The organism is Polynucleobacter bastaniensis (assembly GCF_018882205.1).
Taxonomy (GTDB): domain Bacteria; phylum Pseudomonadota; class Gammaproteobacteria; order Burkholderiales; family Burkholderiaceae; genus Polynucleobacter; species Polynucleobacter bastaniensis.
Map to the genome: position 1 here is coordinate 107,642 of NZ_JACVOU010000001.1, position 21,876 is coordinate 129,517.

The 21,876-nt window shown below is 45.9% G+C and carries 28 protein-coding genes; 8 read left to right on the forward strand and 20 right to left on the reverse strand.

The features are described 5' to 3' along the window. Positions 1–51 precede the first annotated feature (51 nt). Positions 52–942, forward strand: coding sequence for a signal recognition particle-docking protein FtsY (gene ftsY / locus ICN22_RS00545; protein WP_216168395.1), 891 nt, complete (start codon positions 52–54; stop codon positions 940–942). A gap of 93 nt (positions 943–1,035) precedes the next feature. Beyond that, a complete protein-coding gene (gene rpoH, locus ICN22_RS00550; RefSeq protein WP_216168396.1) occupies positions 1,036–1,977 on the forward strand; it encodes an RNA polymerase sigma factor RpoH in 942 nt (313 codons plus the stop codon). Between the two features lie 30 nt (positions 1,978–2,007). Here rpoH and ICN22_RS00555 read toward each other — a convergent pair whose 3' ends face one another. The 5 genes from ICN22_RS00555 to ICN22_RS00575 are packed head-to-tail and all read right to left on the reverse strand — an operon-like array spanning position 2,008 to position 6,076. Continuing rightward, a complete protein-coding gene (locus ICN22_RS00555) occupies positions 2,008–2,613 on the reverse strand; it encodes an SCO family protein (protein WP_216168397.1) in 606 nt (201 codons plus the stop codon). Positions 2,614–2,620: 7 nt separating this feature from the next. Next, positions 2,621–3,514: a heme o synthase gene (cyoE, locus tag ICN22_RS00560; RefSeq protein WP_216168398.1), complete on the reverse strand. Its 894-nt coding sequence runs from the start codon at positions 3,512–3,514 to the stop codon at positions 2,621–2,623. Beyond that, positions 3,511–4,641, reverse strand: a complete 1,131-nt coding sequence (locus tag ICN22_RS00565) for a COX15/CtaA family protein (protein ID WP_216168399.1) — start codon at positions 4,639–4,641, stop codon at positions 3,511–3,513. The genes cyoE and ICN22_RS00565 overlap by 4 nt, the downstream gene beginning before the upstream one ends. Continuing rightward, positions 4,638–5,297, reverse strand: a complete 660-nt coding sequence (locus ICN22_RS00570) for a redox-active disulfide-containing membrane protein (RefSeq protein ID WP_216168400.1) — start codon at positions 5,295–5,297, stop codon at positions 4,638–4,640. The genes ICN22_RS00565 and ICN22_RS00570 overlap by 4 nt, the downstream gene beginning before the upstream one ends. Next, positions 5,294–6,076, reverse strand: coding sequence for an SURF1 family protein (locus tag ICN22_RS00575; RefSeq protein ID WP_369411548.1), 783 nt, complete (start codon positions 6,074–6,076; stop codon positions 5,294–5,296). Before ICN22_RS00575 ends, ICN22_RS00570 begins: the two co-directional genes overlap by 4 nt. A gap of 14 nt (positions 6,077–6,090) precedes the next feature. Here ICN22_RS00575 and ICN22_RS00580 point away from each other — a divergent pair, with 14 nt between their 5' ends. Beyond that, positions 6,091–6,303 carry a twin transmembrane helix small protein gene (locus ICN22_RS00580; protein WP_046330897.1) on the forward strand — a complete coding sequence of 71 codons (213 nt, stop codon included), beginning with the start codon at positions 6,091–6,093 and terminating at the stop codon, positions 6,301–6,303. 63 nt (positions 6,304–6,366) lie between these two features. On the opposite strand, the gene ICN22_RS00585 is transcribed toward ICN22_RS00580, so the two are convergent. The 7 genes from ICN22_RS00585 to ICN22_RS00615 form a co-directional block, all read right to left on the reverse strand. Further along, positions 6,367–7,221 carry a cytochrome c oxidase subunit 3 gene (locus ICN22_RS00585; protein WP_216168401.1) on the reverse strand — a complete coding sequence of 285 codons (855 nt, stop codon included), beginning with the start codon at positions 7,219–7,221 and terminating at the stop codon, positions 6,367–6,369. A 29-nt stretch (positions 7,222–7,250) separates the two neighbouring features. Next, entirely contained in the window at positions 7,251–7,445 is a 195-nt protein-coding gene (locus tag ICN22_RS00590; RefSeq protein WP_216168402.1) for a DUF2970 domain-containing protein, read from the reverse strand. Then, complete coding sequence (locus ICN22_RS00595; protein WP_216168403.1) at positions 7,442–8,035, reverse strand: cytochrome c oxidase assembly protein; 594 nt, start codon at positions 8,033–8,035, stop codon at positions 7,442–7,444. Before ICN22_RS00595 ends, ICN22_RS00590 begins: the two co-directional genes overlap by 4 nt. A 16-nt stretch (positions 8,036–8,051) precedes the next feature. Then, the gene (locus ICN22_RS00600) at positions 8,052–8,183 is read right to left on the reverse strand and encodes a cytochrome oxidase small assembly protein (protein ID WP_216168404.1); all 132 of its coding nucleotides are present in this window, start codon (positions 8,181–8,183) and stop codon (positions 8,052–8,054) included. After that, positions 8,167–9,786 carry a cytochrome c oxidase subunit I gene (gene ctaD, locus ICN22_RS00605; protein ID WP_216168405.1) on the reverse strand — a complete coding sequence of 540 codons (1,620 nt, stop codon included), beginning with the start codon at positions 9,784–9,786 and terminating at the stop codon, positions 8,167–8,169. The genes ICN22_RS00600 and ctaD overlap by 17 nt, the downstream gene beginning before the upstream one ends. A gap of 43 nt (positions 9,787–9,829) precedes the next feature. Next, positions 9,830–10,903, reverse strand: coding sequence for a cytochrome c oxidase subunit II (gene coxB / locus ICN22_RS00610; RefSeq protein WP_255533806.1), 1,074 nt, complete (start codon positions 10,901–10,903; stop codon positions 9,830–9,832). A gap of 265 nt (positions 10,904–11,168) precedes the next feature. Beyond that, complete coding sequence (locus tag ICN22_RS00615; protein WP_255533767.1) at positions 11,169–11,972, reverse strand: class I SAM-dependent methyltransferase; 804 nt, start codon at positions 11,970–11,972, stop codon at positions 11,169–11,171. A gap of 137 nt (positions 11,973–12,109) precedes the next feature. Between ICN22_RS00615 and ICN22_RS00620 the strand changes: the two genes are divergently transcribed. Both ICN22_RS00620 and trmL read left to right on the forward strand, forming a co-directional pair. Next, on the forward strand, positions 12,110–12,748 hold the full coding sequence (locus ICN22_RS00620) for a ComF family protein (protein ID WP_255533768.1): 639 nt from the start codon (positions 12,110–12,112) through the stop codon (positions 12,746–12,748). 15 nt (positions 12,749–12,763) lie between these two features. Further along, positions 12,764–13,234 carry a tRNA (uridine(34)/cytosine(34)/5-carboxymethylaminomethyluridine(34)-2'-O)-methyltransferase TrmL gene (gene trmL / locus ICN22_RS00625; RefSeq protein WP_216168408.1) on the forward strand — a complete coding sequence of 157 codons (471 nt, stop codon included), beginning with the start codon at positions 12,764–12,766 and terminating at the stop codon, positions 13,232–13,234. 4 nt (positions 13,235–13,238) lie between these two features. Here the strand turns inward: trmL and ICN22_RS00630 are convergent, their stop codons facing one another. From ICN22_RS00630 to ICN22_RS00645, 4 genes are read right to left on the reverse strand one after another with little or no spacing between them, the layout of a single operon-like run. Continuing rightward, positions 13,239–14,261, reverse strand: coding sequence for an NAD(P)H-dependent glycerol-3-phosphate dehydrogenase (locus ICN22_RS00630; RefSeq protein ID WP_216168409.1), 1,023 nt, complete (start codon positions 14,259–14,261; stop codon positions 13,239–13,241). 24 nt (positions 14,262–14,285) lie between these two features. Beyond that, a complete protein-coding gene (gene secB, locus ICN22_RS00635; RefSeq protein ID WP_216168410.1) occupies positions 14,286–14,807 on the reverse strand; it encodes a protein-export chaperone SecB in 522 nt (173 codons plus the stop codon). A 21-nt stretch (positions 14,808–14,828) separates the two neighbouring features. Then, a complete protein-coding gene (gene grxC / locus ICN22_RS00640; protein ID WP_216168411.1) occupies positions 14,829–15,083 on the reverse strand; it encodes a glutaredoxin 3 in 255 nt (84 codons plus the stop codon). Positions 15,084–15,100: 17 nt separating this feature from the next. Then, the gene (locus ICN22_RS00645) at positions 15,101–15,514 is read right to left on the reverse strand and encodes a rhodanese-like domain-containing protein (protein ID WP_216168412.1); all 414 of its coding nucleotides are present in this window, start codon (positions 15,512–15,514) and stop codon (positions 15,101–15,103) included. Between the two features lie 22 nt (positions 15,515–15,536). On the opposite strand from ICN22_RS00645, the gene gpmA reads away from it, so the two are divergent. The 3 genes from gpmA to ICN22_RS00660 are packed head-to-tail and all read left to right on the forward strand — an operon-like array spanning position 15,537 to position 18,457. Then, entirely contained in the window at positions 15,537–16,226 is a 690-nt protein-coding gene (gene gpmA / locus ICN22_RS00650; RefSeq protein WP_216168413.1) for a 2,3-diphosphoglycerate-dependent phosphoglycerate mutase, read from the forward strand. A 14-nt stretch (positions 16,227–16,240) separates the two neighbouring features. Next, the gene (locus tag ICN22_RS00655) at positions 16,241–17,674 is read left to right on the forward strand and encodes a S41 family peptidase (RefSeq protein WP_216168414.1); all 1,434 of its coding nucleotides are present in this window, start codon (positions 16,241–16,243) and stop codon (positions 17,672–17,674) included. Positions 17,675–17,695: 21 nt separating this feature from the next. Then, complete coding sequence (locus ICN22_RS00660) at positions 17,696–18,457, forward strand: HesA/MoeB/ThiF family protein (protein ID WP_216168415.1); 762 nt, start codon at positions 17,696–17,698, stop codon at positions 18,455–18,457. Here ICN22_RS00660 and ptsP read toward each other — a convergent pair. The 4 genes from ptsP to gshB are packed head-to-tail and all read right to left on the reverse strand — an operon-like array spanning position 18,454 to position 21,864. Beyond that, positions 18,454–20,205 carry a phosphoenolpyruvate--protein phosphotransferase gene (ptsP, locus tag ICN22_RS00665; RefSeq protein WP_216168416.1) on the reverse strand — a complete coding sequence of 584 codons (1,752 nt, stop codon included), beginning with the start codon at positions 20,203–20,205 and terminating at the stop codon, positions 18,454–18,456. The two genes, ICN22_RS00660 and ptsP, sit on opposite strands and share 4 nt — an antisense overlap. A gap of 2 nt (positions 20,206–20,207) precedes the next feature. Then, entirely contained in the window at positions 20,208–20,477 is a 270-nt protein-coding gene (locus ICN22_RS00670) for an HPr family phosphocarrier protein (RefSeq protein ID WP_046330913.1), read from the reverse strand. A gap of 8 nt (positions 20,478–20,485) precedes the next feature. Continuing rightward, on the reverse strand, positions 20,486–20,920 hold the full coding sequence (locus tag ICN22_RS00675) for a PTS sugar transporter subunit IIA (protein ID WP_216168417.1): 435 nt from the start codon (positions 20,918–20,920) through the stop codon (positions 20,486–20,488). Positions 20,921–20,922: 2 nt separating this feature from the next. Further along, on the reverse strand, positions 20,923–21,864 hold the full coding sequence (gene gshB / locus ICN22_RS00680) for a glutathione synthase (protein WP_216168418.1): 942 nt from the start codon (positions 21,862–21,864) through the stop codon (positions 20,923–20,925). Positions 21,865–21,876: the final 12 nt, after the last annotated feature.

The following is a 21,876-nucleotide window of genomic DNA, read 5'->3' on the forward strand; positions in this document are numbered from 1 at the left end:
CCTATCCCAAGAATTTAATTGATAAGATGCAAGGATTAAATTGTATCGATTATGTTCGGCCTACGTAAAACCCTCGGATCCCTATTCAAATCTAGTCAGACTGATGAAGCCTGGTTTGATGCCCTAGAAGAATCTCTCATTCTGAGCGATGTGGGTCTGCCCACGACCGAACAATTGATTAGCAAGCTCCGTAAAGCCGCCAACTCGGAAAAGGCCAGCAGCCCGGAAGAGCTCAAGCAACTACTGATCGAAGAAGTGGCGATGCTCCTGAAAGTTTTGGAGCCCAACCCCAATCCCTTGTATGTCCATGAGCAAAAGACCACACCAGAGGTGTGGCTAGTAATTGGTGTCAATGGCGCTGGCAAGACCACCACGATCGGTAAACTCTGCAAACTTTTTCAGTCTCAAGGCAAATCCGTCTTACTGGCAGCCGGTGATACTTTCCGAGCTGCGGCACGCAACCAGCTCCTTGAATGGGGTGGCCGCAATCAGGTCGATGTCATCATGCAAGAAAGTGGTGATGCGGCGGCAGTGGCTCACGATGCTATTCATGCGGCAATTTCTCGCAAAAGCGATATTTTGATTATTGATACTGCTGGCAGACTAGCTACTCAAGACCATCTAATGGAAGAGTTAAAGAAGGTCAAAAGAGTGATTGGAAAGGCCCTTCCTGGGGCGCCTCACCAAACTTTGCTTATCCTAGATGGCAACACTGGTCAAAACGGTTTAAGCCAAGTAAGGGCCTTTCATGCCGCTTTAGAACTCTCTGCCCTAATCGTGACTAAATTGGATGGCACCGCTAAGGGCGGGGTAATCTGCGCCCTTGCCCACACCCTCAAAGATGATCCCAAACCAGCGGTTCTAGCCTTAGGCAAAGGCGAGGGAATCGATGATTTAGCCCCCTTCACGGCCAGCCAGTATTCTTCTGAATTATTCAATTAAATCATAGACTTATAGAAGTAAAAAACCATTAGCACTCTCTTGACAAGAGTGCTAAAATAGACTTCTACTAATACCAAAAGTATATAGAAGAAAATGGTTCAAAAGAAAGCATACAAACCGCAATTGCAAGCAAGGCAAACATTGCCAGCAGCGCAGACTGCTGCGGCTTCGCTCGCCTTTCCGATGCTGCCTTCCCTAGGGGTTGGCACACTCGACTCTTACATCTCCTATGTGAATCGGGTGCCGATGCTCAGCGCTGCAGAGGAGCTGCACCTCGCGCAAGAATTTCGTCGCACTGAAAATGTCGATGCTGCGAAGACTTTAGTTCTCTCGCACCTGCGCTTAGTCGTATCTGTTGCACGTCAATACCTTGGCTATGGCATTCCTCACGCTGACTTAATTCAAGAAGGCAATATTGGTTTGATGAAGGCCGTCAAACGCTATGACCCTAACCAAGGTGCGCGCTTAGTCTCCTATGCTATCCATTGGATTAAGGCAGAGATTCATGAGTACATCCTCAAAAATTGGCGCTTAGTCAAAGTTGCTACAACCAAAGCCCAACGCAAGTTGTTCTTTAATCTGCGTAGTAATAAGCCCACTCTAGCTGCTCTGACACCAAATGAAGTTGAGGCTTTAGCAAAAGCGCTCGATGTCAAAGGCTCTGACGTGAAAGAAATGGAAATGCGTCTTGCTGGTGGCGATGTTGCACTAGAGGGTGATGACAGCAATGATGAATCAGCTTACGCACCTATTCAGTGGTTAGCTGATAACAGTCAAGAGCCTACTGAAATGATCACTGCTGCTGCGACTGATGCATTACATGGCCCTCAGCTTGACCAAGCACTCATGGCACTCGATGAGCGTAGTCGCAATATTGTGCAGTCACGTTGGTTGGCTATGGATGCAGAGGGTCATGGAACGAAAACATTACATGATCTCGCCAGCGAATATGGCATTTCTGCAGAGCGCGTTCGTCAGATTGAAACTGCTGCGCTCAAAAAAATGCGCAGTCTCTTGCAAACTGAAGCTGCTTAATCTTCGTAATCAGCCTTCGCTTCCAAGCTTTTACTTCAGAAGTTCTTTCAAGTCTTGCGCCAAGGTCTCAGCACCTTGCGCATGCTTGATGTAAAGGCGTAAACGCCCTTCTGGATCAAAGGCATAACTTCCTGCCATGTGATCCATCGTGTATGACCCAGCACTCGTGCCGGGCACCTTCTGGTAGTAAACCTTAAAGTCCTTAGTCACTTTTTCTAAAGATGCTTCATCGGCTGGACGCAAACCCAAGAAGCGCAAATCAAATGCCGGCACATACTGTTTTAAGATTGCTGCGGTATCTCTTTGTGGGTCCACAGTTACAAACAGTACTTGCACCTTGTCTGCCTGAGGACCCAATAAAGTCATGACCTGCTGCATCTCAGTCAGCGTCGTAGGACAAACATCGGGGCACTGCGTATAACCAAAGAACATCAAAACTGCTTTGCCTTTAAAGTCAGCGAGTGTTCTCACCTTTCCGTCAGGATCGAGCAAACTAAAGTCAGTACCAAATGCCTTGCTACCCGTAATATCCACGTTCTTAAAGCTCTGCTGGGGACTGCAAGCTAGCAGAGCTAAGCCGATCAGTGCCATTACCAATAGACGTGAAATATCAAAGTAAGATTTTTGTAAATGCATCTTCATCTCAAACAAAATAGTGGTCAATTAACAGGGTTGCAAAAAGGAGAGATAGATACGTAATTGAAAAACGGAAGGTCTTCTTAGCTAGCGCATCGCTGTAAGAAACAAACAAAGCAATGACATAGGTAAGGAATATCAAGCCCAGAATGATTGCTGAGATCAAATAGATTACGCCACTCATGCCGTAAATATAGGGCAATAAGGTCGCCGCAATTAAAATCAATGTGTATAGCAAAATATTGAGCAGCGTAAAACGCTCTCCGTGGGTTACTGGCAGCATTGGTAAACCACTTTGCACATAATCATCGCGACGGTATAGTGCAAGAGCCCAAAAGTGTGGCGGAGTCCAAACAAAAATAATCAGCACCAAGAGCCACGCTTCCGCCGACAAAGTATTGGTGACCGCCGCCCAACCTAAGGCCGGCGGCATCGCGCCTGAGAGACCGCCAATGACAATATTCTGGGGCGTAGCAGGCTTGAGTAACCAGGTATAAATCACCGCGTAACCAACAAACGTGGCTACGGTGAGCCACATGGTTAACAGATTACAGAAGATCCACAAGATAGCCATTCCCAAACCGCCGAGAATCATTGAGAAAACAATAATGTGAAAAGGCGTCACCTCACCAGTTGCGGACGGCCTCCAAGCAGTTCGCTTCATCTTGGCATCGACAGCTTGCTCGATTAAACAATTCATTGCAAAAGCGGCTCCTGCCAACAACCAAATTCCAACAATACCGCCAATCAGGACTGGATAAGGAACCATGCCGGGAGTAGCCAAGAACATGCCAATGACTGCACAGAACACTGCCAACTGCGTGACGCGGGGCTTGGTGAGAACCCAATATTGACGCCAACGTGGCATCGCTTCAGGATTCGGGGAAGTTGGACTACTCATAATGATTTAGACATCTTCATGTGAATGGGGGCAGTCCAAGAGGACCATTGGACTAAACGCACCAAACAGAACACCAATGCAGCAGAACCTGCCGTATGCATTAAGGCAGCAAGGAGCGGCCACTGAAAGACTACATTAGAAATACCAGTCAAAGCCTGGAGAACGAGCAAGCCTAATAATAACTTGGCAATTCTGGCCATTCCTGATGATGTGAAATTACTTAAACGCAGAGCACTCATGCCTAAGGCGCCAAGGACCACTACCGCAACCATAGCAAATACGCGATGTGCCCAATGGATTGTTTGCAAAGCGACAGGGGTAATAGATTCACCTTGAGCATTCAGGCCTAAGCCACGCCATAGGGTGAAGCCTTCTTGCCAAGCCGTTTCTGGCCAAAGTCGATCCATGCAAGTCGGAAAATCAGGGCAAGCCAATACAGCATAATTAGTGCTCACCCATGCACCTAAAAAGATTTGCATACACAAGACGATTGCTGCGAGCAAAAGTAACTTCGCAGAAAGAAGCTTGCTCTGTAGACGAATTGCTGAGGAAGATGTATTCATCCACTCTTGTTGCGCATAAGTCGTTAAGCACGCCAATAAAACCAAAGCCAACATCAAGTGAATCGTCACAATAATAGGCTGCAATTTCAGAGTGACTGTCCATGCACCAAATGCCCCTTGGATACACACCAAAATCAGCAAGCCAAGACTGCCTAATAAAGGTTTCTTACCCAGGCTGCGGAGCTTGCTCCAAGCAACCACTACCTGAATCAAAATCAGCGCTCCGACTGTCATCGCTAAATAGCGATGAATCATTTCAATCCAAGCTTTGATCACAGTCACAGGGCCAGTAGGCATGCTCGCCTCAGCTTGCTGGATCTCACTAATTGCATGCCATGGATTTGATGTGCCATAACAACCAGGCCAATCAGGACATCCCAGACCAGAGTCCGTGAGGCGAGTAAAGGCGCCAAACACAATCAAGTCAAATGTCATGAAAACTAAAACCCAATTGAGCTTTTGGAAAAAGTTATAAGCCGGCCTAGTCCAGAGATAGGCCAGGGGTAGGCCTGCAAAGACAATTGCGATTGCAGCTAACTCCGCAAGCAATAGCATGCTGCTCATTGCAATTTTTCACCCTTACGATTGAGGCGCAACAGTTTTTCAAGATCCTTTTTCATACTGCCAAATTCTTTAGGTGAATTAGTCACAGGAAAAATCATCATCTTGGCCGGGCTCGGATCAATCAGCTGAATCTTCTGACCTGCTCCATCACGATTAAGCCACGCATCAAATTGCGCCCTTAATTGAGGATCTACTGGCAAATCTACAATCTGAAATCCCGCCGTCTTTTGATCGTATGCTAGCAACACCTCTGGATCTACTGCTTTGCCATCAGTATTGACCCAAACTAACTGAACTCGAGCGCTCTCACGACCAACAGCAATGCGTAGTTGGCGCATTAAAAATAGAGCCTCAAGACAAGATTCATTTTTAATGGTGCATTCGCCAGCTGGCCTTGCCACTAGCAAGGTCCACTTTCCATTGAAAGGAATATCAAACCAAGCAGGATTCATCTCTTGTATAGGCTGAACTAGCGCTCCAAAGTTAGTCTTTCCACCCTCTGGCTTAAAAACGTAATACGCTAAATAGGAGGCAATCACTGGTGCAGCGCAAGCAAGCAACAATAGCAGCATCTGAATACGCCCACGTCGAGTTTGCGCGTCAATTACAGATGCATCTGTTTGTGATGCCGGAATCAATAATTCTTTATCACTCACTCTCTATCTCCATTCACAGCAAGCTCTCGCCGATATTTCATTAGCCCATTAATGAACCAAAATAAAAATCCAGTCAATGCCAAAGCAAACCACTGGAATGCATAAGCATAATGGCGATCGACTCCGTTTGTTGGGGAGGGCCAATTTCTAAGTAAACCATCCTCTGTCGAAGATCTGGACTCTCGAACAATGAATGGCAGTTGCTTCCATTCATGACCTTGAGCCTCAAGACCTAAATCAAAATTTTGCTCAATCCGAGGACTCACTTTCGTAGAGTCTTTCTTTCCTAACTCATAAACCCTTCCAGGATGAGGGAAAGCAATTCCCTCAATAGTCACCACTTCATCCGCTGTTTTTATTGGGGGTAACTCAATACGATTTTCATTATTACGAGGAGCCCAACCCCGATTAACCCAAAGCACCAGCTCTTGGCCATTCAATTTCAGGGGCATCATCACATAAAAGCCGGATTGTCCTGCAGCACCAGTACCTCCCTCGGGAATGGGGCGAGGACGGTTATCCAGCCAAATTGCCTCATCTTGAATAAAACGTCCACGGGCTAAAATTCGGCGCTCTGTAGCCTGCTCTAGGGTCAAGCTATTGGTATTGGCATTCAGAACAGGCATTTGCAGTCTTGCACTTAAAGACTCGCCCAAGCGAATCTTTTGCTCTGCTCGATTTAGCTGCCAAACACCAGCGCCGCAGCCAACTACAATCACCACAAGAGCTGATAATGTAGCAACTAGACGACTAGTAATTAAGCTAGAAAAAATATTCACAAGGGTACTTTGAAATGAAATGGGTTATTCCAGTTGCGCTACTAATCATTGTTGGGAGCTTAGGCTCAGCACTCTATTTCATGATGAAAGACAAGGGTCGTAGTTCAAGAATGGTTCAGTCACTTATGTTACGTATTGGACTGTCAATCGTACTCTTCTTAGGAATTCTGATTGCCCACTACTTTGGCTATATCGAAGCTACCGGCGTTCGAGTGGGAACAAACTAAGCGCCCTCCATAAAAATAAGGACTCAAAACAAATCGGGGCTCAACGCCCCGATTTTTATTTCCCTACATCCAGTAAACAGCGATGTACAGACCAAGCCAAACGACGTCAACAAAGTGCCAATACCAAGCGGCACCCTCAAACGCAAAATGATTTTCAGCAGTAAAGTCGCCGCGGATCATACGACGAAGAACAATCGCCAACATCAAGCCGCCAAGGAATACGTGGAAGCCATGGAAACCAGTCAACATAAAGAAGGTTGAGCCATAAACGCCTGAAGTTAGCTTCAAGTTCAAGGCATGATATGCATGGTAGTACTCATACATCTGAAAGCCCAAGAAGATCATGCCAAGGCCAACGGTAGCAGCCAAGCCGTTGATCGCTTTCTTCATGTGGTTTTCACGCAGCGCATGATGAGCATAAGTTACGGTCACACCAGAAGACAAGAGCAATAGAGTATTAATGGTTGGAATAGGCCATGGACCCATAGTCGTAAATTTCTCTACTAAACCAGCAGGACCATCATTAGGCCAAACAGCCTGGAAATTCGGCCAAAGTAATTTGCTTTCCACATCACCCATCCATGGCATCGCAATATTGCGCGCGTAGAACAATGCAGAAAAGAAAGCGGCAAAGAACATGATCTCGGAGAAGATGAACCAGGCCATAGACCAACGATAAGAAATATCGACGTTCACGCCATTCTTACCGGAGTTGGATTCGGCAATAGTGTCTCCAAACCAGTTGTAGAGAACAAACAAAACCCAGAGTACGCCTACCGCAGTAACCGGGCCGCCCCAAGCAGCGTGGTTTACCCAACCAGACATACCAGCAGTGAAGGCGAGTAAACCCAGAGCAGCTGCAGCCGGATGACCTGATAGTCCAGGAACGAAATAGTAAGGGGTTGAATTGGATGACATCTGATTCTCTCTATTCAATCAAAAAATAATCAATGGGACACAACTGCTTTAACTATCAAAAGGAGTATGGCCATAAAAATCAAGGCGCCTAAAACTCCCGCAATAACAATGTGGACAAAACTTAATGAAGCTACATCTTCCTGCAAGCCTGATTTTTTACGCACTCCAAAAAAGGCCCACAGCACCGCGATCATAGATTGCATAAATGAACTTTTCTTACTCATGTTGCTGATTTTGATTTAGGTGTTGTTGAGCCAGCTGGCTGCTGGCCAACCCCCAATTCAAAGAAGGTATATGACAAGGTAATAGTTTTGACATCAGCAGGTAGGCCTGCATCAATGACAAATACCACCGGCATCTTCTTCATCTCATGCGCAGTCATAGTTTGCTGCTGAAAACAAAAACACTCTAATTTAGTAAAGAACTCCATAGCACTTTTTGGCGCATAACTTGGAATAGCTTGAGCTTCAACAGGGCGGTTTAAATTATTGGTGACCTCGTAAACGATCTCCGTCATTTCGCCTGGATGTACTTCCAAGTAGTTCTTCACAGGGCGAAACGTAAAAGGACCGCGGCTATTAGAGTCAAACTCAATAGTCACCTTACGAGAATAGTCGACCTGAGTATTACCAACCTTATTTGCACTGTAGGCACGGATACCATAGTCGTTCTTGCTGGTGACCACATTAATACCAGTCACCTCACACAAGGCTTTATACATTGGCACTAGTGCATAACCAAAACCAAACATCATGACTGAAGCTATTAATAACTTCAGCAAGATTTGGCGGTTAAGGGAGGCAATAGCAGACATGAGTATTCAAAGGGTTTTAACCCAATAAGCCTCGTTTAATCAGGATGCCCAGAAAGAACACTAGAGCAACAGTTAAAAGAATAAAGCCCAATCTGCGATTACTGGCAGATTGGGATTTGTGCGTCGCTACTTTAGATTCCTGCAGCATTTAGCTCTGCAGTAGTTGGAGGCGTTTCAAATGTATGGTGTGGTGCTGGTGACGGCACTGTCCACTCCAAACCTTTAGCACCATCCCATGGCTTCATTGAAGCTTTTTCGCCTTTGGCGTTATAGGCCGGCAACACAACAAACACCAAGAAGTAAACCTGAGATAAACCAAATCCGAGTGCGCCAATGGATGCGATCGTATTAAAGTCAGCAAACTGGGTTGGGTAGTCAGCGTAACGACGTGGCATACCCGCCAAGCCCAGGAAGTGCATTGGGAAGAAAGTGACATTAAAGAAAATCATGGAAGTCCAGAAGTGGATCTTGCCGCGAGTTTCATTGGCCGTGTAGCCAGTCCACTTTGGACACCAGTAGTAAAAACCAGCAAACATCGCAAATAAGGAACCGGCTACCAAAACATAGTGGAAGTGCGCAACAACGTAATAGGTATCTTGCAAGCCAATATCAATTGGCGCCAATGCCAAGATCAAGCCAGTAAATCCACCCATAGTAAATACAAATATAAATCCAACTGACCACAACATCGGGGTTTCAAAGGTCATGGAACCTTTCCACATGGTTGCTACCCAGTTGAAAATCTTTACTCCTGTTGGAACTGCAATCAACATCGTGGCATACATAAAGAACAGCTGGCCAGTTACCGGCATGCCAGTTGCAAACATATGGTGAGCCCAAACAATGAATGACAAGATCGCAATGGATGCAGTTGCGTAAACCATGGAGCTATAACCAAACAAAGTTTTTCTAGAGAAGGCGGGAATGATTTCGCTCACGATTCCGAATGCTGGAAGAATCATGATGTAAACCTCTGGATGCCCAAAGAACCAGAAAATGTGCTGGAACATAACTGGATCACCGCCACCAGCTGCATTGAAGAAAGAAGTGCCGAAGTGACGATCTGTCAAAACCATAGTGATCGCACCTGCCAGTACTGGCATAACGGCGATCAACAAGTATGCAGTGATCAACCATGTCCAACAGAACATAGGCATCTTCATCAAAGTCAAGCCAGGAGCGCGCATGTTCAAAATGGTCACGATGATGTTAATCGAACCCATGATTGAAGAAGCACCCAATAAGTGGAGTGCAAAGATGGCCATATCTAAACCTGGGCCCATCTGTGATGTCAGTGGAGCATATAAAGTCCAACCACCAGCAGGGGCACCACCAGGAGCTAAGAATGAACCAAACAATAAACAAGCAGCCACTGGCAAAATCCAGAAGCTAAAGTTATTCATGCGAGCAAAAGCCATATCGGATGCGCCGATTTGCAAAGGAATCATCCAGTTTGCAAAGCCAACGAAGGCCGGCATGATGGCGCCGAACACCATTACCAAACCGTGCATAGTGGTTAACTGGTTAAAGAACTCCGGGCGCAAAAATTGCAAACCTGGTTGGAACAACTCCAAACGAATACCAAGTGCCATCACACCACCAGCCAGTAAGCTGATAAACGAGAAGATCAGATACATCGTGCCGATATCTTTGTGGTTAGTTGCAAACAACCAACGGCGCCAGCCATGTGGCGTATGGTCATCATGCGCATGGTCGTGTGCGTGATCGTGGGTAGTTGAAATAGTGCTCATGGATTACTCCGGTTTAGTTTGATCTGTATAAATTCTTAAAAAATTACTTGCCAGCTCGCGCAGAGACAATATCTTGGGTCTGAATTACTTCGCCCGTTTTATTACCCCATGCATTACGGGTATAGGTCATTACTGCAGCAATATCGCCATCAGAAATCACGCCAGCCCACTTTGGCATTGCGCCCTTACCATTAATAAGAATGTTATATTGAGCTGCTTTTGGTCCAAGCACCATCTTGCTGCCATCTAGTGCTGGGAAGGCGCCAGCGCCTTTGCCGTTTGGCTGATGACATGCTGCGCAGTTAGATGCGTAAACCTTGGCGCCACGCTCTTTCTGCTCATCCATGGTGTACACCTTTGATGGGTCATCAGATGTTGCGCCCATTTCTTTTTTCTTCTCATCTACCCACTTGGTGTAATCCTCTTGGGAAACGACCCTCACTACGATCGGCATAAAAGCATGCTGTGCGCCACATAGCTCTGAACATTGACCACGGTAAGTACCGATTTTTTCTGCACGGAACCAAGTGTCACGAACAAAACCAGGGATAGCATCCTGCTTCACGCCAAATGCTGGAACCGCCCACGCATGGATCACATCATTTGCAGTAGTAATAATGCGAATCTTTTTGCCAACTGGCACTACCATCTCATTGTCCACTTCCATCAAATACGTATTTGATTTTGGCGCAAGATTGTTGATAGATTCACGGGAAGTAGCCAAGGTAGACAAGAAACTAATTCCTTCGCCCTCGCCTTTGATGTAGTCGTAACCCCACTTCCACTGATAACCAGTAGTCTTAATAGTGACATCAGAATTGGTAGTGTCTTTCATTGCTACGACTGTCTTAGTTGCCGGCAATGCCATACCAATAACAATAATCAAAGGAATGATTGTCCAAATAATTTCAACAGTAGTGCTTTCGTGGAAAGAAGCAGACTTAGCACCCAGAGATTTACGGTGCTTCAAGATGGAATAAAACATCACGCCAAATACGCCTACAAAAATGAGCGCGCAGATGACCAACATCATCCAATGCAACCAATGAATCTCTGCCATGATTTTTGTGGCTGGGGCAGTGAAATTCAGCTGATTTACTGCTGGACCACCCTGCATATCTTCAGCCGCACGTGCAAATGCAGTGCCAAAAGCTGCTACCAAATAGAGCGGTGCCCTAGTGACTTTTCCAAATAAATTCATCTTATTCTCTGTTTATTGTCATGAGCTTCTGTATAAAAACACCCTCAGAAAGCCCAAAAAAAACGGTATCAAGCAATTCAACTAGACGTAATTATAGGGTTAATTGGGCTCAAGAACAAACAGGGTCTACTATGCCTCGCTCAATCTTGGTAATGGTTTAAAAGATAGTGAACACTTACACTTAAGCAGGATCATTCCTAGTCTTGCGCCCTATTTGATTTAAACCAATATAAGCGACATCATCTTGCGCCTTGGCGAGGTTCTTACCCAAAGCCCAGGCGTGCCCATAAACCACCTCTAAGGTCAGTTTTTGAGGTAATTGAGTAGCTATGGTGCTATTTTGATAGTCGGAACCAAGCAAATTGAGTGCTCTTGCGTCTGACAGAAGGACGCTGTCAGAGTCATAGTCCAAACCCAAAAACTCCATATCCATTACTGGGTCAGAAAAACGCTCGCCCAGCAAAGCATCTCCCATATCGTGCATATCCCAAGGGCTAGCTAAGTTTTGAATGGGTAATTCTTGCGCCAAGATTTCAGCTCTGAGCTCTTTGGCAGTATCTGGACCCAGATAGCTAAATATGAGTAGCCCACCTTCTTTGAGTACTCGGCGGCACTCCTGCAAAAAATGCTTAGGGTCGGCTAAATCCTGAATCAAGAGAACGCTCACTACTAAATCTACAGAATTACTAGGAAGGTTAATGTGGCCTGTTTTCTTGTAGTTATCTAGGGAAATGAGGGATGCCGATTTCATCCTTGAATTCCAAAAACGAGTCGCCCTCAATTTAAATAAATTAAAACCCGATAGCTCGCATTCTGGCGCACTGTGAAAACGAATTCCTGGAAAGCGTTTTGTCAGAAAAGAACTATGAACTCCAGGAAAATCTGGAATCAGCAAAATGTCTTTTGGTTCTAATTTCACAATGTCTAATTTTTGCAACATGCGCGTTGCAATTTCATCCTGAAGCCATCTGATTGATTGGGTCATTGACTCAGTATACTCAGCGACCCATGCGTCCAATAGAGAATATTTTCCAAGCAATTTGTTCTCACCTACTACCGAGCGCGTGTATTGTTTGCGGCACATTTCAACGATGTGCTCTCTGCCTTGATTGCTTGGTCCAATTGGAATCAGATCAGTTATCTAATTACGAATGTTGTCAGCAATGCGGCCTTACTCTTGAAGTGAGTGAGCTGACAGAAAAACGCTGCCGAGAGTGCATCACTAATCCACCTTACTTTGATAAAACTCTCTGTCTCGATCGCTATGAGGGTAGATTGCAATCTGCATTGCATCTGCTTAAATATCAGCGACGTCTTGCTTGTGCTCATGGGCTGGCAGCAGCATGGAATCAACTGATGAGTCCGAGCTTACATAATGTACGAGCAGACTATTTACTACCTGTGCCACTGAGCCTAGAAAAATTGTCTTCTCGCGGCTTTAATCAAAGCTGGGAATTAGCCAGGCGGATTGATTGTGACAAGCACATCTATAAAAACCCACACATCTTAAAACGCCATCACCATACCGATCATCAGGCTAAGGAGAATCGCGCTAATCGTCAAATTGCTATTCAAAATATGTTCCATATCAACCCTCAGTTTCAAGGGCAACTAGAATCTGCTTCAGTCATTGTGTTTGACGATGTCATGACTAGTGGTGCAACCTTAAATGAAATCGCTCGCGTATTAAAGGACAATGGGGCATCTCATGTTATTAATTGGGTTCTTTTACGAACGCTGTACACAGTCACCCGAAGTTAATGCAAAGATCAACACATGTTTAATATCGTTTTATTCGAACCAGAAATTCCACCCAACACGGGCAATATCATTCGCCTGTGCGCAAACACGGGTGCAAAGCTTCATCTCATCGAGCCGCTTGGCTTCCCCATGGAGGATGCCAAACTGCGCAGGGCTGGCCTAGACTATCACGAGTTCGCTAAAGTAAAAGTTCATCAAAACTGGGCGCAATTTTTGGCTAATGCACAACCTCAGCCTGAGCGTCTTTTTGCCTTGACCACAAAAGGGTCTGGCAAGTTTCATGCTGGCAAATATTTACCCGAAGATTATTTTGTTTTTGGTTCAGAAACTAAAGGCATCACCGAAGAAGTGAGAAGCTCAATTCCGATCCCCAACCAAATGCGCTTAGCAATGCAAGATAGCAGTCGCAGCTTAAATCTCTCGAATACGGTGGCGATTGTAGTTTATGAAGCTTGGCGCCAAAACGGTTTACTCGGCGGAAGTTAAGTACTTAAACTTCGAGCTTGGGATTGCGCCCCATCAGTTTTTTAACTGCTTCATGTGGCGATAGTTTTCCAGCTAAGACTTCGCCCATCATGGTGGTAATGGGCATCTCAACACCCAAACGCGTAGCGAGAATGCTGACAGCAGAGGCACATAAGACACCCTCTGCAACATGTCCTAAGCTATCCAAAATTTCAGGTAATGGTTTTCCTGCTGCAAGCGCTAAGCCAACACGACGATTGCGAGAGAGGTCTCCAGTAGCCGTCAAAATCAAATCACCTACGCCAGTTAAGCCCATACAGGTCTCTGGTCTACCACCAGCCGCTTTTACTAAACGCATCATTTCTGCAAGGCCACGAGTTAATACCGCAGCGCGTGCATTTAAACCCAGATCTAAGCCATCACCAATACCAGCTGCAATCGCTAAAACGTTTTTAATAGCACCCCCTAGTTCGACACCAACCAAATCATCACTGGAGTAGATGCGCATATTGCCATGGTGAAAGGCGCCCTGAACAATGTGACACAAAGTGTTGGATTTGCTAGCGATAGTTAATGCGCAAGGCATGCCATCACCAACCTCTTGCGCAAAACTGGGTCCCGATAGAGCGCCATAAGAATGGACTAGACCATGGCTATGTAGTTGATCTTCGCGTGCCACTACTTGGTGCGGCAATAAGGTAGTGCTAGGCTCTAAGCCTTTACATAACCAAACAATATTGAGCGGATGTTTTGCGAGGTGCAATACCTGTGCCACTGTTTCTGATAAACCAGACATCGGAGTAGCAATAACTAAAAGATCATTTTCAGAAAGGCGTGCAATTGCCCGCTCAAAACTCACTTCTAATTGCAGGTCCTTAGGTAAGGCAACACCAGGCAAATAGCCTGTGTTTGCACCTGACTGCTGCATACCTTCAATTTGCTCAACGCTTCGAGACCAAAGACTAACGTCGCCTGGCTGAAGATAACGTGCAGCTTGCGCTGCCATAGCTGTGCCCCATGAACCAGCTCCAAGCAGCGTCACTTTCATGATCTGTGGGCTTTAAAAATTAGCTTAGTGAGGAAGAATGATTTTGCTTTCATCGGCTGAGCTACTTTCCGTTGCAGCTCCTTGCGCAGCCTGCATCAGGCGATGCTCGTACATGCCGTGGAAATTAATCTCATTCAAATGAATTGGCTGGAAACCAGCACGGCTAATAGTGTCGGCAATATTTGAGCGCAGATAAGGATACAAAATGGTTGGGCAAGCAATGCCTAACATGGGATCAATTTGCTCGGCAGGGATATTATTAAATTCAAAAATACCCGCTTGTTTTGCCTCAACCAAGAAGAGCGCTTTGCTCTCTACTTTGGCGGTTACTGTTGCAATCAAGGCAACCTCAAAAATTTCATCGCCTAGGCGGGTGACTGCAACGTCGACCTCAACTTCAACTTGAGGCTCAGCCGCAACCAATAAAATTTGCGGTGCATGCGGTTGCTCTAGAGATAAATCCTTGAGATAGATTCTTTGAATACGAAAACCAGGCTCTTTTGAAGTATCGGCTGCATCTGGAGCGGAAGTAGTTTGTTCAGTCATGGAAACTTTCTGAGTAAATTTTTAAGCTAGCAGTGGATCAAGTTGGCCGGCGCGATCTAAAGCAACTAGGTCGTCATAACCGCCAATATGAGTCTCACCAATGTAAATTTGTGGCACTGTACGACGACCAGTACGGGTCATCATGATCTCGCGCTGCGCAGGATCCCGATCAATCAGAATCTTCTCTAAATTAGCAACGCCCTTCTTGTGCAGAAGCTTTTCTGCCATAACGCAATAAGGGCAAACTTGAGTGCTGTACATCGTGACTGGGGGCATATCTAAGACTCGCTGAATTATTTAACTAATGGCAAGGCTGCGGCTTGCCAGCCTTGAACGCCGCCATCTAGGACTGCAACCTCTGGGAACCCCAACTTATTGAGTGCTGGGACCAGCTTGCGAGCATTCGCACCAGACTCACAAACCAAAATAATGGGATTGTTACGATCTAATTTGAGCTTATCTATTCCAGATGGAATTTGCTCAACCAAAATATGCTTTGAACCTGGTAGGTGGCCAATCTTAAAATCGGATGCTGGACGTAAGTCCAAAACTGCTGCTTTACGACGATTGATCCAAATAGTTGCTTCTGTAGGCGATAAGCCTTTTCCGCTAATAAGCGTAGATAATGTAGGGAAGAAGAGCGCTGCGCCCGTAACCAGCAGGAGGGCAATAAGCGCCAAATTATCAATTTGTGTAAGAAAGTTCATCACCGGATTATAGAATGGCTCTATGAAACAACTTGTCCTTATTCGTCATGGCGAATCCGCCTGGAACCTTGAAAACCGATTTACTGGCTGGGCGGACGTTGACTTAACCCCTAAAGGTACTGAACAGGCCCTTGCTGCAGGTGAAAATCTCCGTAAAGCTGGCTATGAGTTTGATGTGGCCTATACCTCAGTACTCAGAAGAGCGATCCGTACCCTGTGGCACGTTCAGGACGCTATGGACCTCATGTGGTTGCCAGTGGTACATAGCTGGAGACTGAACGAGCGTCACTATGGCGCCCTTACAGGCCTCAATAAAGCTGAAACTGCCCAACAATACGGAGATGCCCAAGTTCATATTTGGCGTCGCTCCTTCGATATACGGCCACCGCTCCTAGAAAAAGATGATGAGCGTAATCCGCAAAATGATCCGCGTTACGCAAAACTGAGTGATTCTGATATTCCCCTGGGGGAGTGCCTTAAAGACAACGTCGAGCGCGTATTACCCCTTTGGAATGAATCGATCGCCCCCGCCCTTAAAGCCGGCAAGCGGGTATTGCTCGTCGCACACGGTAATAGTATTCGCTCTTTAATTAAGTATCTCGACCAGGTTTCTGATAAAGACATCATGGAAATTAATGTTCCTAATGGCATCCCGCTGGTTTACGAGCTCGATGACAATCTCAAACCTACTCAGCATTTTTATTTGAATTAAGGTAAAACTGAAATATGCGCGTATTTTTCAAGAACTTTGCCCTAGTCTCTGTCGGCCTCATCGCCGGGGTTGCAGCCACCATCCAGCTTTCAGCTACAGCTCAACAGGGCACGACACTACCTTTAGATGAGCTGCGGACACTATCGAATGTCTTTGCGCAAATCAAGCGTGAGTATGTTGAGCCAATTGAAGATAAACAACTGCTAACCGATGCAGTCAAGGGCATGGTGAGCAGTCTTGATCCTCACTCCACCTATCTGGATAAAAAAGACTTCTCTGAAATGCAAGAACAAACCAGTGGCAAGTTTGCTGGTCTTGGTATTGAAATTACCTCAGAGGATGGCGTCGTCAAAGTACTCAATCCGATTGAAGATAGCCCTGCAGCACGTGCTGGCTTGCAAGCTGGTGACCTCATTACGCGCTTAGACGACAAACCAGTTCGTGGTATGTCGCTAGATAAGGCTGTGCGCACCATGCGTGGTACTCCAGGCACAAAAATTACCTTGACCGTCTTTCGTAAAAGCGAAGAGCGCAGCTTTCCGGTAACCATTACCCGCGCTGAAATTAAAGTTCAATCGGTCAAAGCCAAAATTTTGGATAACAACGTTGCTTGGGTCAGAGTGACGAGCTTTCAAGAGCGCACCATTCCCGATCTTGCCAAGAAATTAACTGAGCTTGCAAATCAAGATCCCAAAATGAAGGGTATCATTCTTGACCTCAGAAACAATGGCGGCGGCTTATTACAAGGCGCAGTCGGTGTTGCTGCTGCTTTCTTACCAGTAGATGCTGTCATCGTTTCGACTAAAGGTCAGACTGCCGACTCTAAGCAGGTGTTTAATGCAACACCGGCGATGTATCGCCTCAGTGAGCCTAGAGATCCCTTAGCTGGCGTACCAGCCATGTATAAAAAGCTACCAATGGTAGTTTTGGTAAATGCTTATTCAGCATCAGCCTCTGAGATTGTGGCTGGCGCATTGCAAGATTACAAACGTGCAACTATTATTGGTAAAACGACTTTCGGTAAAGGCTCTGTACAAACAGTTCGTCCGTTAACCAATGATTCAGCATTGAAAATCACTACGGCGTATTACTACACACCAAGTGGTAAATCAATTCAAGCGTATGGCATCAAACCTGATATCGCAGTAGATCAAAATAAAGATGGTGATCCCGATGATGTATTGATCACTCGCGAGATCGACAGCGAGAAGCATTTGCGCAACAAGCAATCTTCAGAAGAAAAGCTAGCCTCTGAACGAGAAAAACGTCGGCTAGAAGAGTTACAACGCATTGAAGAAAAAAATGCCAAGAAGACTCCTGAAGAGAAAGAGAAAGAAAAATCGAAGAAGCCCGTCGAGCTAGGCGGTGCAGATGACTTCATGCTTACTCAGGCAGTCGCATTTATCAATGGTGAGCCTGTGAAACGCTCCGCCTCTAAGCTAGAGTAAGTTCTCGCATTAAGAATATATATGAACGATGAGCAGCTGCTTCGCTACTCGCGGCACTTACTACTAGAAGAAATTGATGTTGCAGGCCAAGAAAAGTTGCTTGGCTCGCACGTCTTGGTTATTGGTGCCGGCGGATTAGGAAGTGCTGCCGCGCCTTACTTAGCTGCAGCTGGCGTCGGAAAAATCACGCTAATTGATCATGACCAAGTCGAGCTCACTAATTTGCAGCGCCAAATCATGCATACCCAGAATTCGATTGGCAAGACTAAAGTGGAGTCTGGAAGGCAATTTTTACAAAGCCTAAATTCCGCCCTCACGATTAACGCAATCGCAGCAAAGGCTTCAGAAGATTTACTCAATACACTCTTGCCGGAAGTGGATCTTGTTTTAGATTGCACGGATAACTTTGCTACCCGCCAGCTAGTCAATCAAGCCTGTTTTATTCACAAGATTCCACTGGTCTCTGGATCTGCACTCAAATTTGATGGTCAACTCAGTGTCTTTGATTTTCGTAAAGAAACCTCACCCTGCTATGCCTGCCTTTTTTCTCCGGAAGAACAATTTGAAGAAGTCAGTTGTGCCAGCATGGGCATCTTTTCCCCACTCGTTGGCATTATTGGCTCAATGCAAGCGGCGCAAGCTCTGCAGGTATTGATTGGCTTTGGTCAGCCTCTCGTTGGAAGAATGTTGTTGTGGAATGCCATGAATACTCAGATTGATGAGATTCGTGTTGCTCGTAATCCCGCCTGTAAAGTATGCAGCTCCCAACACCAGAAAAATTAAGAGAGCAAATATTCCAATGCTTTGGCCTGCTCTTCGGGCTCATATGCACGAAGAACCCTAGGGGCACGCGCTTTTAATAGCCCTACATTTGCTTTTAATATCTCACGCTTGACCAACAATAACTGACTGAAGTGCATTGAGAAATCCGTCAGACCGAGTGCAAGCAATAGCTTCGTAAATGCAGGATCGCCGGCCATCTCGCCACAAACAGCAACAGGCACATCAGCGCGCTTAGCTTGATCAATGATGTTGAATAGCAAATTCAAAATAGCTGGATGCAAAGGATCATATAGGTGTGCCACTGCATGATCTGCGCGATCAATTGCCAAGGTGTACTGAATTAAGTCGTTAGTACCAACTGAAAGAAAATCGAATCGATTGATAAATAGTGGCAGCATCAAGGCGGCTGCAGGGACTTCAATCATTGCGCCAACTTGAATATTGGGATTAAATGCCTGGCCACGCTGATGTAATTGCTGCTTAGCTTTTTCAATCAATCCAAATGTTTCATCGATTTCCTTGGCATGAGCCAGCATTGGAATCATGATGCGCGCCTGACCATGAGCCGATGCGCGTAAGATTGCTCTGAGTTGCGTTAAAAAGATTTCTGGTTCTGTCAAAGACCAACGAATCGCTCGCAAGCCAAGTGGTGAGGTACCTGTTTGAGAGGTATCACCACCTCCACCCAAGGCCTTATCAGCGCCAACGTCAATGGTTCTAATATTGACGGGTAGACCATGCATTAAATCAACTATGCGACGATATTCTTCATACTGCCGCTCTTCATCAGGTAAGGCTTGCTTGCGATCCATGAATAAAAATTCGGAGCGGAATAAGCCAACGCCTACGGCACCTAACTTCACTGCCTGAATAGCATCTTCGGGCAATTCAATATTGGCGGATAACTCAATCTCGACACGATCAGCTGTTTCTGTCTTGGAATGCTTTAACTGCTTAAGCTTACGGGCCTCTTTTAAGGCTTGAGCTTGTAGTTTTCGATACTCGGCAAGAAGTTGTTCATCGGGCGCAACCACGACAACCCCATGTTCTCCATCCAATATCAGCCAATCACCATGACGAATCATTTCACTGGCATGTCGTACACCCACTACTGCCGGAATTTCCATACTGCGCGCAACAATAGCGGTATGAGAGGTCTTACCACCAAGATCGGTTACAAACCCCGTAAAAGCGTGATCTTTAAAACGCAGCATGTCATGAGGAGCAATGTCGTGGGCAACAATAATCGACTCAACACCGATATCGCTTGCAGGCAAAAATTCAGCATCATTTAAAGGATCTTTTTGCTGAGCATTCAAGGCCTTAATAACGCGCTCTGCCACCTGACGAATATCGTTAGCACGCTCTTTTAAATAGGTATCCTCAATATCTGCAAATTGCTCTAAAAGGTCATTTAACTCAGTTGTTAAAGCCCATGCTGCATTTAACCGTTGGGTACGAATTAATTTAATGGGCTTTTCAGTTAAGGCAGGGTCAGCCAAGATCATGCCGTGAACATCTAAGAATGCAGCCATTTCTTGTGGCGCGTCTTTAGGTAGGCCTTGACGTAATTGCGTCAACTCCTGGCGCACCTGCTCAAAAGCATCTAATAATTTTTGAGCCTCATCTTCTTCGTTGCCAGCTTCAACTAAGTAATGACTAACCTCTAATGCAGCACGCGATATCAGTACGGCCTTCCCAATGGCAATGCCCTTGGAGACTGCTATTCCGTGCAAAGCAAAAGTCATCCTTATTCGCCCTCACCAAATCGATCATTGATCAATGCAGTTAAAGCCTGCATCGCCTCATCTTCTTTTTCCCCAACAGTTTCTAAAGTCACCGTACTTCCAATACCAGCGGCCAGCATCATGACACCCATAATGCTCTTGGCATTGATTTGGCGACCATTGCGAGACAAGAAGATTTCACAGGGAAACTCAGCAGCAAGCTGCGATAGCTTGGCTGATGCTCGAGCATGCAAACCCAACTTATTAATAATTTCGATTTCAGTAACCGGCATAACGAATCCTATTTTTCTGTAGTGGCTTGTGGGGCTTTAGTACCTAAACGCAAAATGCCATTTTGACCACCTTGAAGCGCTTTTTGAGCCAGCTCTTCTAGGCCCTCGCCACGATGGGAAATACATCGCATTAGCATGGGTAAATTGAGCCCCGCTAAAACAATAACAGGGGCATTCAAACCCGAAAGTGGGCCCAGAGCTTCAAGCTTAGACGCCACATTGGCTGGCGTAGCACCCATCACATCAGTCAAAATTAAAACGCCCAGACCCGTATTGACTCCGTAGGCTGCTTTTAAGACCCGATCGAAACTGACTTTGATATCTTCGTAGGGCGGAACGTCGACAGCCCTCACTCTCTCAGGCGCCACACCAAAAGCATGCTCAGCAAATCCAAGCATCGCACTTGCTACCGGGGTGTGGGCAACTATGACGATTCCAACCATGTTTATGCCATTGCCTTTTCAAGCGCCGTTAACCAAAATTTGGGTACATCAAATCCACTTTGCTCAGTAATTTCTACAAAACAGGTTGGACTAGTCACATTAATTTCTGTGACGTATGCCCCAATTAAATCTAATCCTACCAAGAATAAGCCTCGGGCATTCAAAATGGGAGCCAAGCGCTCCGCAACTTTTCTCTCAGCATCCGTTAGTGGCATTGCCACTCCCTTACCCCCTGCAGCTAAATTGCCTCGGATTTCACTACCCTGCGGAATGCGAGCTAATGAGAATGGAGCTACCTCACCACCGATCAGGAGCACCCGTTTATCGCCCTGCGCAATCTCTGGCAAGAATCTCTGCACCATCAAAGTACGTGCGCCATTTTCACCTAAGGTCTCAACAATGCTGGCAAGATTTAAAGCATCAGACCCAACACGAAATACACCCATACCACCCATACCATCTAGGGGCTTAATCACAATGTCTTGATGCTCTTGATGAAATACCTCAATCGCACTGAGTTCACGTGTTACTAAAGTTGGTGGAATAAGTTCCGGAAACTCAGTGATGGAGATCTTTTCGGAATGATCCCGAATAGCAGTTGGATTGTTGAATACTTTCGCGCCCTGTCGAACCGCAGCAGACAGTAGCCAGGTGGTATTGAGATACTCAATATCAAATGGTGGGTCAGTGCGCATCATGACTGCGTGAAAGCTATTTAATGGGCGATCTTCTACAGCGCCCAGTTCAAACCATGCGGTACCGCTTGGTTTGATGTCGAGAGACTGGCAGTCTGCCACGACAAAATCTTTTCTCCAAAGGATGTTGCGACTTTCGCAAAACCAAAGTTGATGCCCTGCTTCTTGCGCAACTCGCATCATTGCTAAGGTGGAATCTTTACTAACCTTAAAAGACTCCAAAGGATCCGCAATGAAAAGCAGGTTCATGTCAGTATCCGA

Excerpts from the sequence above, each read along its gene's own strand:
- cyoE (WP_216168398.1), bottom strand. The coding sequence starts at position 3,514 with ATGAGTAGTCCAACTTCCCCGAATCCTGAAGCGATGCCACGTTGGCGT.
- ICN22_RS00590 (WP_216168402.1), bottom strand. The coding sequence starts at position 7,445 with ATGAGTAAGAAAAGTTCATTTATGCAATCTATGATCGCGGTGCTGTGG.
- ICN22_RS00670 (WP_046330913.1), bottom strand. The coding sequence starts at position 20,477 with ATGCCGGTTACTGAAATCGAAATTATTAATAAGTTGGGTTTGCATGCT.
- coxB (WP_255533806.1), bottom strand. The coding sequence starts at position 10,903 with ATGCAGGGTGGTCCAGCAGTAAATCAGCTGAATTTCACTGCCCCAGCC.
- ptsP (WP_216168416.1), bottom strand. The coding sequence starts at position 20,205 with ATGACTTTTGCTTTGCACGGAATAGCAGTCTCCAAGGGCATTGCCATT.
- ICN22_RS00655 (WP_216168414.1), top strand. The coding sequence starts at position 16,241 with ATGCGCGTATTTTTCAAGAACTTTGCCCTAGTCTCTGTCGGCCTCATC.
- ICN22_RS00615 (WP_255533767.1), bottom strand. The coding sequence starts at position 11,972 with ATGACCCAATCAATCAGATGGCTTCAGGATGAAATTGCAACGCGCATG.
- ICN22_RS00660 (WP_216168415.1), top strand. The coding sequence starts at position 17,696 with ATGAACGATGAGCAGCTGCTTCGCTACTCGCGGCACTTACTACTAGAA.
- ctaD (WP_216168405.1), bottom strand. The coding sequence starts at position 9,786 with ATGAGCACTATTTCAACTACCCACGATCACGCACACGACCATGCGCAT.
- ICN22_RS00675 (WP_216168417.1), bottom strand. The coding sequence starts at position 20,920 with ATGGTTGGAATCGTCATAGTTGCCCACACCCCGGTAGCAAGTGCGATG.
- ICN22_RS00580 (WP_046330897.1), top strand. The coding sequence starts at position 6,091 with ATGAAATGGGTTATTCCAGTTGCGCTACTAATCATTGTTGGGAGCTTA.
- ICN22_RS00595 (WP_216168403.1), bottom strand. The coding sequence starts at position 8,035 with ATGTCTGCTATTGCCTCCCTTAACCGCCAAATCTTGCTGAAGTTATTA.
- ftsY (WP_216168395.1), top strand. The coding sequence starts at position 52 with ATGTTCGGCCTACGTAAAACCCTCGGATCCCTATTCAAATCTAGTCAG.
- ICN22_RS00645 (WP_216168412.1), bottom strand. The coding sequence starts at position 15,514 with ATGAACTTTCTTACACAAATTGATAATTTGGCGCTTATTGCCCTCCTG.
- grxC (WP_216168411.1), bottom strand. The coding sequence starts at position 15,083 with ATGCCCCCAGTCACGATGTACAGCACTCAAGTTTGCCCTTATTGCGTT.
- secB (WP_216168410.1), bottom strand. The coding sequence starts at position 14,807 with ATGACTGAACAAACTACTTCCGCTCCAGATGCAGCCGATACTTCAAAA.
- rpoH (WP_216168396.1), top strand. The coding sequence starts at position 1,036 with ATGGTTCAAAAGAAAGCATACAAACCGCAATTGCAAGCAAGGCAAACA.
- ICN22_RS00585 (WP_216168401.1), bottom strand. The coding sequence starts at position 7,221 with ATGTCATCCAATTCAACCCCTTACTATTTCGTTCCTGGACTATCAGGT.
- ICN22_RS00600 (WP_216168404.1), bottom strand. The coding sequence starts at position 8,183 with ATGCTGCAGGAATCTAAAGTAGCGACGCACAAATCCCAATCTGCCAGT.
- trmL (WP_216168408.1), top strand. The coding sequence starts at position 12,764 with ATGTTTAATATCGTTTTATTCGAACCAGAAATTCCACCCAACACGGGC.
- ICN22_RS00555 (WP_216168397.1), bottom strand. The coding sequence starts at position 2,613 with ATGCATTTACAAAAATCTTACTTTGATATTTCACGTCTATTGGTAATG.
- gshB (WP_216168418.1), bottom strand. The coding sequence starts at position 21,864 with ATGAACCTGCTTTTCATTGCGGATCCTTTGGAGTCTTTTAAGGTTAGT.
- gpmA (WP_216168413.1), top strand. The coding sequence starts at position 15,537 with ATGAAACAACTTGTCCTTATTCGTCATGGCGAATCCGCCTGGAACCTT.
- ICN22_RS00565 (WP_216168399.1), bottom strand. The coding sequence starts at position 4,641 with ATGAGCAGCATGCTATTGCTTGCGGAGTTAGCTGCAATCGCAATTGTC.
- ICN22_RS00630 (WP_216168409.1), bottom strand. The coding sequence starts at position 14,261 with ATGAAAGTGACGCTGCTTGGAGCTGGTTCATGGGGCACAGCTATGGCA.